A 16790-nucleotide genomic window follows, 5' to 3' on the forward strand; every position below is an offset into this window, starting at 1 on the left:
CACTGCGTTTGTACCCAGGGACGGTCATTGAATGCACGCCTATTGCGTGATTAATTCCCGTATCCCTTTGTACTGCACTGCGTTTGTACCCAGGGACGGTCATTGAATGCACGCCTTTTGCGTGATTAATTCCCGTATCCCTTTGTACTGCACTGCGTTTGTACCCAGGGACGGTCATTGAATGCACGCCTTTTGCGTGATTAATTCCCGTATCCCTTTGTACTGCACTGCGTTTGTACCCAGGGACGGTCATTGAATGTACGCCTATTGCGTGATTAATTCCCGTATCCCTTTGTACTTCACTGCGTTTGTACCCAGGGACGGTCATTGAATGCACGCCTTTTGCGTGATTAATTCCCGTATCCCTTTGTACTTCACTGCGTTTGTACCCAGGGACGGTCATTGAATGCACGCCTATTGCGTGATTAATTCCCGTATCCCTTTGTACTGCACTGCGTTTGTACCCAGGGACGGTCATTGAATGCACGCCTTTTGCGTGATTAATTCCCGTATCCCTTTGTACTGCACTGCGTTTGTACCCAGGGACGGTCATTGAATGCACGCCTATTGCGTGATTAATTCCCGTATCCCTTTGTACTGCACTGCGTTTGTACCCAGGGACGGTCATTGAATGCACGCCTTTTGCGTGATTAATTCCCGTATCCCTTTGTACTGCACTGCGTTTGTACCCAGGGACGGTCATTGAATGCACGCCTATTGCGTGATTAATTCCCGTATCCCTTTGTACTGCACTGCGTTTGTACCCAGGGACGGTCATTAATAGGTTCATTAAGCAATCGGTACATTGAACAATTGCTACATTTCCAAATCACCAAATTGTTATATTTTCGAATTAACCAATTGTTGCATTGATTCATTGGTACATTAAACAATTGTTAGATTCCCTTTATCCCGGGCAATTTAAACACTTACAACAGTAAATTTCCTACCTCCAACCAATTGTCGGCACGTTCATATCCTGTGGTGTGTATATTATGTGGGGAGGTAAACAATATTTTTCTTCCCTTAAAATGTTCTAGGTTGTAACTGCGATCATCAATTAAAATATCTCCGGAAAGAATATGCTTGCTACCGTAGAGAATGCGATTTCTCCAATGTATAAAAGGAAAATGTTCATCCAACCAGTCGCTCTTTTCCCTTAATGAATTGGGATATTCCATAGCGGCAGAGGCTACGTAGAGATCATATTTCAAAGAAAGTTCCTTTAAAACTTCTTTGCTGTCCTTGATGGGCTCCAATGTTCTGAAGAAACCATCTGTTCTAGCGTGGTTTCTTACGCTAAGTTGTCGTTCTTCGGGAACACTTTGCCAAACCTCCCGGCCCATGCAATCCAATTCGGTAAGGGTTTCATTAAATTCCGCATTGTAAAGTGTTATGTGTGCGTTATACGCATCGGCAAACACCTCGTCCATATCTACAAATAAGGTCATTGAATTAAATTTTTAAATACGAAAATAACCATTTTCCTTGGATGACCGGAACGATTATGATTAGGTTATAATTTGATAAAGAAAAGGAAGGGATTAATTAACGATGAGGGTGGTATTGAAATACTTTTACACTGAACGTTATACTTATTTAGCCAAAAAAAGGAGCTGCAAGGCTGATGGTATTAAGGGTCAGTAAAAATTAATCTTGCTTATTATCCTTGTTGAAGAGGGCATCCATAATTAATTTCATACTATAAAAACCAAGGCTGATGGCAGCAATTGCCAAAATTAGACCAATAATCAGAACTGGCCAATATAGTGGATGGCCTTGATTCTTAAAAGCTTGGTAAATTACTACCGGCGCTGTAAACATGAGGGCAATGGTATAGGCTATATATTTCAGGCCTTTTAATAATAGCGTTTTGTTTGTTCTCATAGGTTGGTTTTTTGGGGTAGTCTAAAAATAGATCGATTATTTTTTTATTAAAAGGGTATCCGAAAAAGTCTGGCATACTGCAAAATATCCCAATGCGAAAGGGATTTCACTTCCAATAAAACTGTCACTACTGCCAGTAATATTAATAATATTTCCCTTAACCGTCGTGGCAGGAGTACTAAAGGGTCCAGTATCAGGTCCACTCTGAGAAATTAATTGATTCATATAATTAAAAAAATCCTTATCTATCCCTAATATACTAATTTTGACTTCCCTTTCGTCCTCTACCTTGCTGTCATAAAAAAACGAAAATTGAAATCGCTTCCCTTGATAAAATTCATCTTCGGTAACTAAATACTCACCAAAATCAAAATCGAACAAATAAAAATCATCCCGTTCACCATTGTCGGTAAAGGTAACAACTACTTCTGTTTCATCGTCCCCAAAAAGGGTAGTGGTTCCTTGTTCCAAGGATTCTATTGGAACGGCAGGCACATATTTGGTTTTGGCCAAATAGGTTTGACTGTTGTGCTTAATACGAAGTTCTAAATCGCCCTGGGTCAACTCATCCAAATCCCATTCATTTTCATAGACACCCGTACCTGGAATAGATTCTATTAAGATTAATTCGGCCCCAGATTCGGTGTTTCTTAGAGTTATTTCTTGCAGTTGGGTTGGTTGTACCTCTTCAAAGAACGAACTGGTTAGACTGGCCTTAATTTGGACCAATACCGATGGGTTATCCATATCTTCCAATTTGATCAATGCATCAATTACCAGTCTTGGCTCCTCTGAAGGAAGGTCTACCTCGATTACATCCTGACAACCATAAGTCATAAAACAAACAATTAAAAATAAGATGTTCTTCATTTTACTAGAATTTGATGTTATAGGTGGCAGCAGGTACCAAGCCAAAAATTGAGGTTCGGACCGCTTCATTTACCCCGGTGTCCCCATTGCGACTAAATCCGATAGAAGCCGCATTTCTTCTATTGTATAGGTTGTATATACTAAAAACCCACTCGGCTTTAAGCTTTCTTCCCTTGTTTTTCCTTGGTGTAAGTGTGGCCGAAAAATCTATTCTGTGATAGGCGGGCAATCGCTGCTTATTTCTTAATCCGTAATAAGGCACAGCTAAATTTTGGAATTCGAATTGGCCAATGGGATAATTGGTGGGTTGGCCGGTCTGAAATACAAAATTACTATTAAAACTCCATTTTTCATTCAATTCATAATTTACAAATAGAGAAAAGTCGTGGGTTTTGTCGTAGGGAGTATTGTACCAATTTCCTGAATTAATTCCAGTTTCCAATACATTTCTGCCTGGGGTCCTTTGTTCCGATCTGGAAAGGGTGTATGCCAACCAACCTTGGAACTTATCTTGGTTTTTTCTAAATAGCAACTCTAATCCATAAGCCCTGGCTTCTCCGTTGAGGATAACCTGCTCTATTGCATCATTCGCAATTAAATTGGCGCCGTCTATATAGTCTATACGATTTTGAATGTCTTTATAAAAAACTTCTGTTTCCAAGGAATAATCCCCGTTTTTTAAGTTTTTGAAATAACCCAATGCGTATTGATCCAATAGTTGGGGCTTTACAAAGGGCCCGCTTGGTGTCCAAACATCCAGAGGGGTAGGGGAACTGGTATTGGAAAGTAGGTGTAGATACTGTGTCAATCTTGTGTAACTAGCTTTTATGGAATTATCTGGATTAAGCGTATAGGCCAAAGCTAAACGGGGCTCCAAATTGGTAAAGGTTGCCAATTTCTCACTGCGTTTCGGATATCTAATGCTTACTGGGTCCGCTTCTTTATAAATTTCTAGGAAGGGGTCAAAAAAAACTGGATTGTTATTTTCATATACATTGAGCTCATCCTGTCCGAAGCGTATGAAATTACTTAGACGTAATCCGTATTGTAAACTTAATTTTTCAGTAATATCCTGTTCAATATCTACATATATGGCAAATTCATTGGCATATTTTTGGATCAACTGATTTTCAATAATTTCCGATTCCGTATCACTGGGTTCAATCTTTCCTGGATTAAAGCGATAATATATATTATTGATTCCGTAATTTATTTGGAAATTATTACTCAAATAATGTTTGAAATCGTATTTCAGGTTAAAGTTTTGAATTCCTGAGTTCCATTTAAAGCCAACAAAATCCAGTTTTAAACCATAGTAATAATCAGAATATATCAAAGACAAATTAGAGAACAGTTTGTCCGAGAACAAATGGTTCCACCTGAAATTAAGTACGGCATTGCCATAGGTATTCACAAAGCTATCACTTATGCTAAAGACATCCCTACCAAAATATCCAGACAAATAAATATTGTTGCGCTCATTAAATTTGAAGTTTAATTTCGTATTTAAGTCGTAGAAATACGCCGTATTATCTATATCGAAAAGCGGAAGGAACAAATGTGCGTAGGATGCCCTGCCACCGATAAGAAACGCGGCTTGGTCCTGAATTATGGGCCCCTCTACCAAAAGTCTACTTGCCACAGCACCAATTCCACCGTTAACTTTTAATTCTTTGCTGTTCCCATCTTTTTGAAAAATCTCCAATACCGAGGAAAGCCTACCTCCATAACGTGAAGGGATACCACCTTTGAATAACTTTACGTCCTTTATGGCGTCCGGATTGAAAACTGAGAAAAAACCGAATAGATGGGAGGAATTGAAAATAGTGGCCTCATCCAAGAGAATAAGATTTTGATCTACGGCACCTCCCCGAACATTGAAACCTGACGCCCCTTCACCAGCATTACTTACTCCTGGCAGAAGGAGGATGGACTTGATAATATCTGCTTCTCCTAATATAACCGGTATTTTTTTTATGGTTTCTATGGATAGGGAGTTAACGCTCATTTGGGGTTTGCGAATATTTAATTTTTCCACATCTTCCGTTACAATGACTTCCTCCAATTGCTCAGCAACTTCAAGTAATTGAAAGTTTATTTTCTGATTGACGGATAGGTCTATATTTTGGATAATATCCTGGTAGCCCAACGAGCTTATTTGAACCTCATAATTTCCTTTGGGTAGGGTAATGGAATAGAAACCGTATTCATTGGTTATAACACCGGTACTTAATGATGGCACCGCAACTGTGACGCCTATCAGTGTCTCGTTACTGGATATTTCAGTGATCGTACCGCTGAGGGTAAATCGTTCCTGGGAAAATATATTTATGGAAAATATCAGTAGAATATATAAAGGTAGATTTAGATTCTTTCCCATTAAAAGCAATTTTCCCTAAAAGTATCGATAATTTTCTTGATGTAAAAAAGTTTGTAATTGCATAAAACCAAAAGGCCTTTTCAATTTCTGAAAAGGCCTTGGGAATAAAGGAAATATATGTTTATATGGTCTCCAAAATGGAATTAAATGTTTTACTTGGTCTCATGGCCCGACTTATTAGCTCGGTGTCCGGCAAATAATAACCTCCAATATTGACCGGTGCTCCTTGGGCGTCATTCAACTGTTTCAATATTTCATCCTTTCCATTGGAAAGTTTTTCAGCAATAGGGGTGAAAATTGTTTTAAGTTCTTGGTCTTTATTTTGTTGGGCCAAGGCATTAGCCCAATAAAGCGCCAAATAAAAATGACTACCCCTATTGTCCAGCTCGCCTACTTTTCTAGAAGGGGAGTTGTCGTTTTCCAAAAACTGTTCTGTTGCCTTGTCCAGCGCATCTGCCAGGACCATTGCTTGTTTATTGTTGTTTCTTTCTCCAAAAAATTCCAAAGAAACTCCAAGGGCCAAAAATTCGCCTAAAGAGTCCCATCTTAAGTGGCCTTCGGATAAAAACTGTTCCACATGCTTGGGAGCGGAGCCACCAGCACCTGTTTCAAAAAGTCCGCCACCGTTCATAAGAGGTACAATGGATAACATTTTAGCACTGGTGCCTACTTCTAAAATGGGGAAAAGATCGGTTAAATAATCTCTTAAAACATTACCGGAAACCGATATGGTATCTTTACCGTCCTTTAACCTTTTCAATGTAAATACCGTCGCTTTTTCTGGAGACATTATTCTTATATCCAATCCAGAAGTGTCATGATCGGCCAAATAAGTATTTACCTTTTTTATCAATTCAATATCATGAGCCCTGTTCTCATCCAACCAAAATATGGCGGGTATATTGGTAGCTCTGGCCCTGGATACAGCAAGTTTAACCCAGTCTTGGATAGGTGCATCCTTTGCTTGGCACATTCTCCAAATATCCCCATCCTCTACATTGTGCTCAATAAGAACATCACCGGAATTAGTGTCCACTACGGAAACCTTACCGTTGGCTTTAATTTCAAAAGTTTTGTCATGGGAACCATATTCCTCTGCTTTTTGGGCCATTAATCCTATATTGGGTACTGTCCCCATGGTTGTAGGGTCAAAGGCGCCATGTTTTTTGCAGAAGTTGATAGTCTCGGTATAAATTCCGGCATAACTACTATCCGGGATTACGGCCTTGGTATCTTGAGCTTTTCCATCGGAATTCCACATTTTACCAGAATTTCGTATCATGGCCGGCATTGAAGCGTCAATAATGATATCACTGGGAACATGTAGGTTGGTAATTCCTTTTTCTGAATTAACCATTGCCAATGCAGGACCTTTTTTAATGGTATTCTCTATATCCGATTCAATTTCCTGTCTTTCGGAATCGGGAAGAGTTTTTATTTTTTTTAGTAAATTTTCTAGGCCATCATTGGCATTGATACCAATTCTATCAAATGTACTGCTGTGTTTTTTGAATACATCGGCAAAAAATACTTTTACGGCATGGCCGAACATGATGGGATCTGAAACCTTCATCATGGTAGCTTTCAAATGCAAGGAAAACAAAACCCCTTTCTCATTGGCGTCTTTTACCTGCTCTTTTAGGAATGCTATTAGGGCATTTTTACTCAATACAGTAGCATCTATTATTTCGCCTTCAAGAAGTTTAATATTTTCCTTTAGCAAAGTCTTTGAGCCATCGGCTTTACTGAGTTCTATATTTACGGAGGTAGCTTTGTCAAGGGTAACAGATTTCTCGTTGGATTTAAAATCGCCATGGGTCATGGTAGCCACATGTGTTTTGGAATCTGCACTCCATGCACCCATGGAATGCGGGTGTTTCTTGGCATAATTCTTCACCGCTCTTGGTGCTCTACGGTCCGAGTTACCTTCCCGTAAAACAGGATTCACTGCGCTTCCCTTTATTTTGTCATACCTGGATTTAACATCCTTCTCAACATCATTTTTTGGATTATCCGGATAGCTTGGAATGTTATATCCCTTACTTTGTAATTCGGCTATGGCCTCGTTTAACTGAGGAGCGGATGCACTTACATTTGGAAGTTTTATAATGTTGGTTTCAGGCATTTTTGCCAAATTTCCCAATTCTACCAAATCGTCCGAAATTTGCTGTTCCTTTTTTAGGTATTCTGGAAACACAGCAATTATTCTACCTGCTAGGGAAATATCCTTAAGTTGGACATCTATTCCAGCTGTTTTTGTAAATGCCTTAATAATAGGTAGAAATGATTGTGTTGCTAATGCAGGGGCTTCGTCTGTTTTGGTATATAGAATTTTTGGCATTATAATTAAGATTTTTAAGTTTAAGCGGAGCAAATATACAATTTTAAAAATGCCAAATAAACATGGAAGGGCTCTAATATTACCTAAATGATAAGGAGAAAAGCAGAGAAGGTAATATTCTATATATTGAAGTTGAAATTATATCAAAAATAAAAGCCATATCATTGTAAAATTACCTTGATATGGCTTTCTAGAAATAGTTTACAAACTTGTTGTTCTGCTTATTACAAAACGGCAACCATTGATTGCATTTGCGTCGCTATTTCAACGTTTGAAACATTTCGTACTTAATCATTCGACTAAGCGACAAAGATGTTTCTCCTCAATGTTTAAATATTTGGTATTCTTAACGTACAACCTAGATCTTACATTAGCAATATCAAAATATTTACAATCCCATTGACTTACTGTTGCAAGTAAATGGTTTGACTGCAATTTATAGTGTTAAACACTATAAAAGGACTAATAACAATGAGATAAAGAACGTAAACTTTATGTGACATTCATTAATCCGTGTAACGAATTACCAGCCACATTTTAAAAGTAGAGAAATTTTATTTAATAAGCAAATTTTGTAACGAATTTATTATCAACACCTTGTGAACTTTTGTTTTGAACAATTGTTTATAAATGAAAAAGCACCCTATGCCAAAGGCAAGGGTGCTTTTTCTATATTCAGTAGGCTTTTTAAGAGCGAACCTCTTTAATTCTAGCTTTTTTACCAGTAAGACCTCTAAAGTAGAAAATACGTGATCTACGTACTTTACCTTTTTTGTTGACCTCTATCTTTTGCAAAGCAGGCATATTAATTGGGAATATACGCTCTACACCAACGGTACCGGACATTTTACGTATTGTAAAAGTTTCGGTTGCACCTGTTCCTCTTCTTTGAATAACAACACCTTTAAAAAACTGTGTTCTTGTTTTTTCACCTTCCTTAATTTCATAGTACACTGTGATAGTGTCTCCTGCTGAAAATTTTGGAAAATCTTTTTTCGGAATAAATTCGTTCTCTACAAATTTTAATAACTCTTCCATTGTATTTAATTATTGTTTACTTAGACCAACTTTCACGATTATCGTCAGAGGTTGATTTAATGGAGTGCAAAAATAATACATTATTATTAATCTACAAGTGATTATGTATTTTTTATCTTTTATCTCCAACGAAAATAGTCACCTCTTTTCACCGTCTGCGCAATTGAAAATTTTTAAACGTTCATTGATATAGCCTGTATATCTAACTTGCTCAATAATTTTAGAGGCACAACTATTCCTTTAGCAGATCTGGACGTAGCTTCTCTGTTCTTTTATATGCCTCGTCCTCACGCCACTTCTCTATTTTAGGAAAGTTTCCGCTCAATAGAATATCGGGGACTTTATAGCCCTTGTATTCAGCTGGTCTGGTATACACAGGTGGGGCAAGCAAATTATCCTGAAATGTGTCCGTTAGTGCGGAGGTTTCGTTGTTCAATACTCCCGGGATAAGTCGTATAACCGTATCGCATAATACTGCCGCCCCCAATTCGCCCCCGGACAATACGTAATCACCAATAGATATTTCCTTGGTAATATATAAATCCCTTACCCGTTGGTCCACTCCCTTGTAATGGCCACATAGAATAATGACATTGTTTAGCAAAGACAACCCATTGGCCATCTTTTGATTCAAAGTTTTTCCGTCCGGGGTCATATAAATTACTTCATCATATTCTCGCTGACTTTTTAATGTGGAAATGCATTTGTCAATAGGCTCGATCATCATTACCATGCCGGCACCCCCCCCAAACTGGTAATCATCTACCTGATTGTAGCTTTTATCCGTATAATCCCTTAAATTATGCATATGTACTTCAACAATGCCTTTTTCTATGGCCCTTTTTAGTATGGAGGCTTCAAATGGGCTCTTAAGTAATTCTGGTAATACGGTAATTATATCTATTCGCATGGGTAAAATCAATAACAATTAATATTTCTTCAGGGCGGGTTCAAAATTAATAAAATTAGCCGCAATCCCATTCATTTATAAAATGTACCTATCCTTTTTTGGATACTATGGCAAAGGCCTTATAATAATAGAAGGAATTATTCGCATGAAGCAACCGAATTATGACAATAGAAAAGGGTGATATTGTTTGCCAATTGCGAAAAAAGTAAATACTAAACTTTAATGTCGATCAAAATTGTGGAACAAATCCATTTCCACATATTTTGCAACGGGCCCGTATGGTCATTGGTGTTCCGTTAGGAGGCTTTATTTTAATAAAAAAGCTCCCTTTTGGGAGCTTTTTATATTATTTGGATTTTTTGTGTTTATTGATTTCGTCCTGGAGCTGCCTGCTAATTTTTTGCTCCCTTTCCAATGCTCTTCTTCGATGGTCCTCATATTCAGTTTCAACCTCCGCAAGTGTTGATTTTGCTTCTTGGGTAAGAATATTGCTATTTCTGAATTTGTATATGAAAAACAACAAAAACAGTAGTAAGCCAGCGATTATGGTCCAAAGGATAAAATTGTAAGTGCTTTTGGCAACCAGAATCCCTAAAAATGACATGCTATCCTTTTCCTCAGTCACGGAAGATAGATTATTGGTGGTCTCTTCCAATTTTTTGTTAAGCGATTCAATTGTTTCAACATGGCCTGCAATGGTACCGTTAAGTTCATTGACCTTTTTATTGAAGGCATTGATGGAATCCAGTACGTTCTGCCTTAATTTCCCCAGGTTAAATTCTTTTACGACCTCATATCTAACACCATCGGCTCTATAATTGCCAGATTTCTTGGAGATATATTCAAATTGGGAGCTAATGGGTCCTTCGTCCAAGGAAAGTTTGTCGTCCTCCTCGGATTCCTGTGCAAAGTGTAGGTTAAATGACAATAGAGCCATTACGATAAAGAGTATTCTCGAAATTTTCATTTATGTAATTCTTATTGTTAATAATGATTTAGAGAGGGCTAAAGTAATTCAATATTCCCATAATTAAAAAAAAATGGATTAGAACGTACCAGTAGCTAATTAGAATAACCAACTATTTTACAATTTATTATGTACACCTAAAATTTTAGTAATAAGTATACCTGCGAACTTTGGCTATGTACTTTGCAAGACGTATTACTTGATGTGAATATCCAAATTCATTATCATACCAGATGTACAGTACTAAATTCTTTCCGTCTTCCGAAACAATGGTTGCCGTACTGTCATATATAGCGGGTGCGGATGTGCCAACAATGTCTGTAGAAACCAGTTCGTTGCTTAGGGAATATTTTATTTGTTCCACCAGATCGCCTTCCAGGGCATATTTTTTAACTATGGTGTTCAATGCTGCTTTTGAGGTTTTGTTTATAATCTCCAAATTTAAAATCGCCAAAGAACCATTGGGCACTGGTACCCTAATGGCATTTGATGTCAACTTGCCGGCCAGCTGGGGAAGGGCCTTGGCAACAGCTTTTCCGGCACCTGTTTCCGTAATGACCATATTGAGTGCCGCCGCTCTACCTCGTCTGTATTTTCCGTGCATATTATCTACCAAATTTTGGTCATTGGTATAAGCGTGAATAGTTTCAATATGTCCTTTTTTTATGCCTAAAGAATCATCCACTACCTTCAATATAGGGGTTATGGCATTTGTGGTACAGGAGGCGGCAGAAAATATTTTTATAGTGTCCGGGTCAAATTCCGTGTGGTTAACACCATGAACAACATTGGGGATCTCCTTTCCGGGGGCAGTAAGTAGCACTTGATCACTCCCTTTGGACTTTAGATGGCGACTCAGGGCTTCTTTGTCCCTAAAGGCCCCTGTATTGTCTATAATCAGGGCATTGGTAATTCCGTATTGTGTATAGTCGATTTCCTCCGGACATTCCGCATTAATTATATGGACAGTGGTGCCGTTAATGGACATGGCTTTGTTTTTATAGTCCACGTCCACAGTTCCCATAAATTGTCCATGCACCGAATCGGTCCTTAATAAATTTGCTCTCTTTTCCAAAATTTCCGGTGTGATGGCACCGCGTGTAACAATGGCTCTCAGTCTCAATTGATTCCCTTTGCCTGTTTTCGCCATTAATTCCCTCGCCAATAATCTGCCAATTCTTCCAAAACCATATAACACCACATTTTTGGGTATTATTTCCTCCCTGGAATTGGCACTTTTCAGCTTGTCGATGACAAATTCCTTTACATCATTATAAATATTATCCTCAGAATGATATTCATAAGTGAGTTTTCCGATGTCCAATTTGGAAGGGGGTAGGTGTATATCATTAATAGTTCTTAATATTTCGACCGAATCGAAAATTGAAATTGGTTTTTGGACAAATTCGCCTGCATACTCATGCAGGTTTATAATGTCGCTTACGTTCTTGTCAATAACCTGATTTTTAAATAGTACAATTTCAATGGATTTGTCGTACCATAAATCACTGGCAATTTTAATGAATTCGGTGGTAGCCTTTCGTCTGTCCGCTTGGAAGGCCAATTCCTTTTCATATATTTTTGTAGGGCTCATAGGTTTTTGTGGATTTGTTGGATTTTGGGTAAAATTATAGATTTCAAACGTTTTCGTAAAAAATAAAAGCATAAAAAAAGCGCCCCGATCGGGGCGCTCTTCTAAACTGTAATTATTATTGAATTATTAGTCGCTCTTTTTCACCTTTTTTGTTCAACATGGTAATACTTGCTCTATCATACCTAGATATTTTGCCAAACTTGTTTTTGGCATCCTGTATATTGTTTATTTCCTCATCCCCAAAAGAAAGCAAAACTTTTCCTTCAAAACCATAATTTCTATATGTTTCAGGGACTCCAATAATTTTTACGCCTTTCTTGGTCTTAAAAGATTTTTTCTCATCCTCGGTCAAGTTTTTAACCTCAAAGCCCAATACTGGGATAACTATGGTTTGCCTTTCCTTAAGCATTACAGGGAAGTCCAAACGCTCTTCACCACGTAATACGGTAACCAAAAGCTCGTCTCCTGGTCTTTTGGAGGATATATAACCTATTAGGTCTGCGAATTTGTGAATTTCAACATTGTCGATGTTCTTTATAATATCACCTTCTTTTAAATCAGCATCAAATGCCCCTGAATCTTCCTCAATACCGGCTATATAAACCCCATCAATTTCGTTAATGCCATTTTCCACGGCATAAGGACTGTTCATAGGGACGGTATTAATACCTAAAATACCTTTCTGTACATTGCCATATTCCATAATGTCCTCCACCACTTTTTTGGCAATATTACTGGGTACGGCAAAGGAATATCCCACATAGGAACCTGTTTGAGAGGTGATTGCAGTGTTTATACCAATAAGGTCACCATTGGTGTTTACCAAGGCGCCGCCACTGTTACCTGGGTTTACCGCGGCATCAGTTTGTATAAACGACTGGTCTAGACTGGCCAATGCCCTAGCTTTTGCGCTAACGATACCGGCCGTAACCGTAGAGGTTAAATTAAATGGATTTCCAACGGCCAGTACCCATTCTCCTACCTTTGTATTGTCCGAATCCCCAAAAGCCAAATAAGGCAATTGTCGATCCACATTGATCTTTATCAGGGCAATATCAGAATTAGGGTCTGTACCTATAAGCTCTGCATTATAGGTTTTATTATTATTTAAAGTAACCTGCAGTTGGTCGGCATTGGCAATTACGTGGTTATTGGTAACAATATACCCGTCTTGCGAGATGATAACTCCAGAACCGGTACCCACTTGAGGTGTTTGACTCCCGCCATAGCCATAGAAAAATTCCATTATATTGGACGGGCCTTTGCTGGTGGCTACGTTTTTAACGTGTACCACTGCATTCACCGTGTTCTGGGCGGCCATGGTAAAATCTACCTCGTTAATACCTGAACCCTTGGCAGAGGTAGGCGTGTAGCTAGATGTAATCATCTTTGCCCCGTTCTCTGGCTGAATTACTGCGTAATTAGGTTTCTCTAAAAAAAGTTTGTAAGCACCTAAAGTAATAGCACCTGCAAAAACAGAGACCAATAATAAACTTCCAAATTTCTTCATAAAAACATTTTTTTAATTTGCTCTTGTAAAATTAACATAATTCCATAGCAATTATTTGGCTTTAACGAGTTTTTAACTGATAATAAAACCTTAATAAAATTATATCTTTGCCCTATAATTTACGATATGCTATTGAATTTTTATAAATACCAAGGTACGGGAAATGACTTTGTGATGATCGATAATCGCGAGGATGTGTTTCCAAAGGACAATGTTAAGCTGGTCTCATTTTTATGTGATAGAAGATTTGGCATAGGGGCCGATGGACTTATTTTATTGGAGAATGATAAGACAACAGATTTTAAAATGGTCTACTACAATTCAGACGGTAGGCAAAGTACTATGTGCGGCAATGGGGGCCGGTGTATCGTGGCCTTTGCCAATTATTTGGAGATAGTTGATAAAAATACCTCATTTATGGCGGTTGACGGACTTCATCATGCAACCTTAGAAAATGGAATTGTTGGCCTGGAAATGCAGAATGTAAATGAAATAAAGGAAAAACCCAATTCTTTGTTTTTAAATACGGGTTCTCCCCATCACGTGCAATTGGTAGATGGTCTTAAGGATTTTGATGTTCGCAAGGAAGGTGAAAAGCTGCGCTATGGGTTATATGGTGAGCAAGGCAGTAATATTAACTTTGTAGGGCAGGCCGGTGAGGATACTTTTAATGTTAGGACTTACGAACGTGGGGTGGAGGATGAAACCTTCTCCTGTGGAACGGGAGTTACGGCCGTTGCCCTGGCAATGCACCATTCTGGTAAAACCAAAAGTAATACTGTGAAAATAGTAACGCCCGGTGGTAACCTAGAAGTGAAATTTCAAAACAATGGAAATGGATATGACAAGATTTGGTTGACCGGTCCTGCGCAACTTGTCTTTAAAGGAGGGATAGATGTTGAGTCTTAAGGGTGAACATATATATTTAAGAGGCTTGGAGCCGGAAGATTTGGATTTTCTATATAAATTGGAGAACGATCCTGAAATTTGGGAAATAAGTGGGACCACTTCACCTTATTCCAAACATGTGTTAAAACTTTATCTGGATAATGTGCATAAAGACATTTATGAGGTAAAGCAATTGCGATTGTGCATTTGCAATTTGAAAGGAACTGTACTTGGTTTAATTGATTTATTTGATTTTGATCCAAAGAATTTAAGGGTCGGAATGGGAATCATTGTGAGTAGCAAAGGTGATAGAAACAAAGGTATTGGTGCTGAGGCCATAGATATACTTTCCAAATACACTTTTTCAGTTTTGGGTATGAGACAGATTTACGCAAATGTATTGGAGGATAATGCTCCCAGTATACATTTATTTTCTAAGTTGGGATTCGAAAAAGTAGGGATAAAAAGGGATTGGATTTATTCCGGCGGTACTTTTAAAAATGAAATCTTGTTTCAAAAGATATATAGCTAATGTATATAAAGAAAATTTTACTGGTTATTGTTATTGCAGGAATGTTGGTTGGGGGTGCCTTCGCCTATATGGTTTACAGCGCCTTTTTTATACCAAATACTCAATTTAGCAATGAGGTGGCCTATGTCTATATCCCTTCGGATTCAAACTTTGAACAAGTAAAGGAAATCATGGTGCCTCTTTTAAAGGATTTGAAAACTTTTGAATCCGCTGCCGATAAAAAGGGCTATAGTGCCAATGTAAAGGCAGGGAAATACGCCATAAAAAAGGGGATGAGCAATAACGATATTGTAAATTCCTTGCGAAGTGGCAATATTCCTGTCAAGGTTGCTTTTAACAATCAGGAAACCTTGGCGGATTTGGCGGGTAGGATATCTCTTCAGATTGAAGCGGATAGTACTGCATTGGTAAAAAGCTTTATGGATCAAGAGTTCTTAAGTACCAAGGGGTTTAACGAAAAGACCGCACTGTCCATGTATATCCCCAACAGTTATGAGTTTTTTTGGGATACTTCCGCTGAGGGATTTAGGGAAAGGATGTTCAAGGAATATACCAGGTTTTGGAACGATAATCGCCAAGATAAGGCGAAATCTTTAGGTTTAACTTCCTCTGAGGTGATTACTTTGGCTTCCATAGTACATAAGGAGACCGCAAAGGTAGATGAAAGACCAAGGGTGGCCGGAGTGTATCTTAACCGATTGAGAACGGGAATGATGCTTCAGGCAGATCCCACCGTAATCTATGCCATAAAACGGCATACAGGTAATTTTGATACCATCATAAAAAGGGTGTTGTACAAGGATTTGGAATTGGACTCACCTTATAATACCTATAAGGTTGCTGGTTTGCCCCCTGGGCCTATAGCCATGCCTGATATTTCAGCCATTGATGCCGTTTTAAATCCTGAAAAGCATGAATATTTTTACTTTGTTGCCAATGTGGAAAACTTTGGTTATCACAAGTTTGCGAAGACATTGGCGCAACATAACCGCAATAAAGAGCAGTATGTCCGGTGGATAAACAGTCAAAAGATCAACAGGTAGGCCAATGGTCCTTATTTCTGTGTTATTTATCCAATATTTATAACATTTTGTACAAAGTTACGTTAAAATGGGTCTGTTTTTAAAAATCGGGCATATCTTTGTAAAGTGAAATTTAAGCAAACCTTTTTTTGGTTGTAAGTCTTAAGAAAACAAATATATGAGAAAGTGGACAAGTTATTTGTTCCCCGTTATCATGATTTTTATTCTTATTAGTTATGGGTTTAAACCAGTTAAAATGGTTATTCCCGAGGCTTTTAGAGTAAACGGACCTACCGAAGTTTTGTATCCCAAACACAAAACTCTTTTACAAACGACAATGGTTGCGCCGCCTTTTTTAGGAACATCCTACAACGGGTTTAAAGAGGCATTAGCCTTTAAGGAATCTCAAGGAAATTATTTTACTACCAACGCATTTGGTTATTTAGGCAAGTATCAATTTGGTATTGGTACCCTGGAATTGCTAGGTGTTTACAACGCTACATTATTTCTAAACGATCCAGTTTTGCAGGAAAGGGTATTTCATACCAATCTTTCCAGAAACAAGTGGATTTTGAGAAGGGATATTAAACGTTTTGTTGGCGTGGTAATAAATGGCCAGGAGATTACGGAATCGGGTATATTGGCTGCTGCACATTTGGCAGGAGCGGGGAATGTAAAAAAGTACCTACGGTCTTATGGGGAATTAAATGTGGACGATGACTTTGGGTCTTCGGTTTCATATTACATTAAGAAATTCTCTGGTTACGACATATCCCATGTAACACCCAAAAGAAATCCAAGAATATAAAGAGTTTATAATTATGAAAATGGAAAGGCCCTAGCAATATTGT

15 protein-coding genes are annotated in these 16790 nt (G+C 38.2%); 4 read left to right on the forward strand and 11 right to left on the reverse strand.

Annotated elements, in window-relative coordinates; translation table 11 throughout:
• From H4O18_RS15595 to H4O18_RS15645, 11 genes are all read right to left on the reverse strand, one after another.
• The coding region (locus H4O18_RS15595; protein ID WP_187586233.1) for a hypothetical protein at window positions 1-790 on the reverse strand (790 nt) is incomplete at its 3' end.
• Window positions 791-929: 139 nt separating this feature from the next.
• Window positions 930-1451 carry a 5' nucleotidase, NT5C type gene (locus H4O18_RS15600; RefSeq protein ID WP_187586235.1) on the reverse strand — a complete coding sequence of 174 codons (522 nt, stop codon included), beginning with the start codon at window positions 1449-1451 and terminating at the stop codon, window positions 930-932.
• A gap of 199 nt (window positions 1452-1650) precedes the next feature.
• Window positions 1651-1887, reverse strand: a complete 237-nt coding sequence (locus tag H4O18_RS15605; RefSeq protein ID WP_187586237.1) for a DUF6095 family protein — start codon at window positions 1885-1887, stop codon at window positions 1651-1653.
• A gap of 36 nt (window positions 1888-1923) precedes the next feature.
• Entirely contained in the window at window positions 1924-2757 is an 834-nt protein-coding gene (locus tag H4O18_RS15610) for a DUF4249 family protein (RefSeq protein ID WP_187586239.1), read from the reverse strand.
• 4 nt (window positions 2758-2761) lie between these two features.
• A complete protein-coding gene (locus H4O18_RS15615) occupies window positions 2762-5137 on the reverse strand; it encodes a TonB-dependent receptor (RefSeq protein ID WP_187586241.1) in 2376 nt (791 codons plus the stop codon).
• Between the two features lie 121 nt (window positions 5138-5258).
• A complete protein-coding gene (locus H4O18_RS15620; RefSeq protein ID WP_187586243.1) occupies window positions 5259-7478 on the reverse strand; it encodes an NADP-dependent isocitrate dehydrogenase in 2220 nt (739 codons plus the stop codon).
• Between the two features lie 687 nt (window positions 7479-8165).
• Entirely contained in the window at window positions 8166-8516 is a 351-nt protein-coding gene (rplS, locus tag H4O18_RS15625; RefSeq protein WP_103440983.1) for a 50S ribosomal protein L19, read from the reverse strand.
• Window positions 8517-8748: 232 nt separating this feature from the next.
• A complete protein-coding gene (trmD, locus tag H4O18_RS15630) occupies window positions 8749-9426 on the reverse strand; it encodes a tRNA (guanosine(37)-N1)-methyltransferase TrmD (protein WP_187586245.1) in 678 nt (225 codons plus the stop codon).
• A 346-nt stretch (window positions 9427-9772) separates the two neighbouring features.
• Window positions 9773-10393: a tRNA (guanine-N1)-methyltransferase gene (locus tag H4O18_RS15635; RefSeq protein ID WP_187586247.1), complete on the reverse strand. Its 621-nt coding sequence runs from the start codon at window positions 10391-10393 to the stop codon at window positions 9773-9775.
• A gap of 145 nt (window positions 10394-10538) precedes the next feature.
• Window positions 10539-11987 (reverse strand): glyceraldehyde-3-phosphate dehydrogenase, encoded by a 1449-nt coding sequence (locus tag H4O18_RS15640; protein WP_187586248.1) that lies wholly within the window; start codon window positions 11985-11987, stop codon window positions 10539-10541.
• 115 nt (window positions 11988-12102) lie between these two features.
• A complete protein-coding gene (locus tag H4O18_RS15645; RefSeq protein ID WP_187586250.1) occupies window positions 12103-13497 on the reverse strand; it encodes a S1C family serine protease in 1395 nt (464 codons plus the stop codon).
• 126 nt (window positions 13498-13623) lie between these two features.
• Here H4O18_RS15645 and dapF point away from each other — a divergent pair, with 126 nt between their 5' ends.
• The 4 genes from dapF to H4O18_RS15665 all read left to right on the forward strand — a co-directional run bounded on the left by dapF (window position 13624) and on the right by H4O18_RS15665 (window position 16747).
• Window positions 13624-14406 (forward strand): diaminopimelate epimerase, encoded by a 783-nt coding sequence (gene dapF / locus H4O18_RS15650; protein WP_187586252.1) that lies wholly within the window; start codon window positions 13624-13626, stop codon window positions 14404-14406.
• Window positions 14393-14917 (forward strand): GNAT family N-acetyltransferase, encoded by a 525-nt coding sequence (locus tag H4O18_RS15655; RefSeq protein WP_187586254.1) that lies wholly within the window; start codon window positions 14393-14395, stop codon window positions 14915-14917. The genes dapF and H4O18_RS15655 overlap by 14 nt, the downstream gene beginning before the upstream one ends.
• A complete protein-coding gene (mltG, locus tag H4O18_RS15660) occupies window positions 14917-15960 on the forward strand; it encodes an endolytic transglycosylase MltG (RefSeq protein WP_187586256.1) in 1044 nt (347 codons plus the stop codon). The genes H4O18_RS15655 and mltG overlap by 1 nt, the downstream gene beginning before the upstream one ends.
• Before the next feature lie 157 nt (window positions 15961-16117).
• Window positions 16118-16747 carry a hypothetical protein gene (locus tag H4O18_RS15665; RefSeq protein WP_187586258.1) on the forward strand — a complete coding sequence of 210 codons (630 nt, stop codon included), beginning with the start codon at window positions 16118-16120 and terminating at the stop codon, window positions 16745-16747.
• The last annotated feature ends 43 nt before the right edge of the window (window positions 16748-16790 follow it).

This window comes from Arenibacter arenosicollis (assembly GCF_014397245.1).
Lineage (GTDB): Bacteria > Bacteroidota > Bacteroidia > Flavobacteriales > Flavobacteriaceae > Arenibacter > Arenibacter arenosicollis.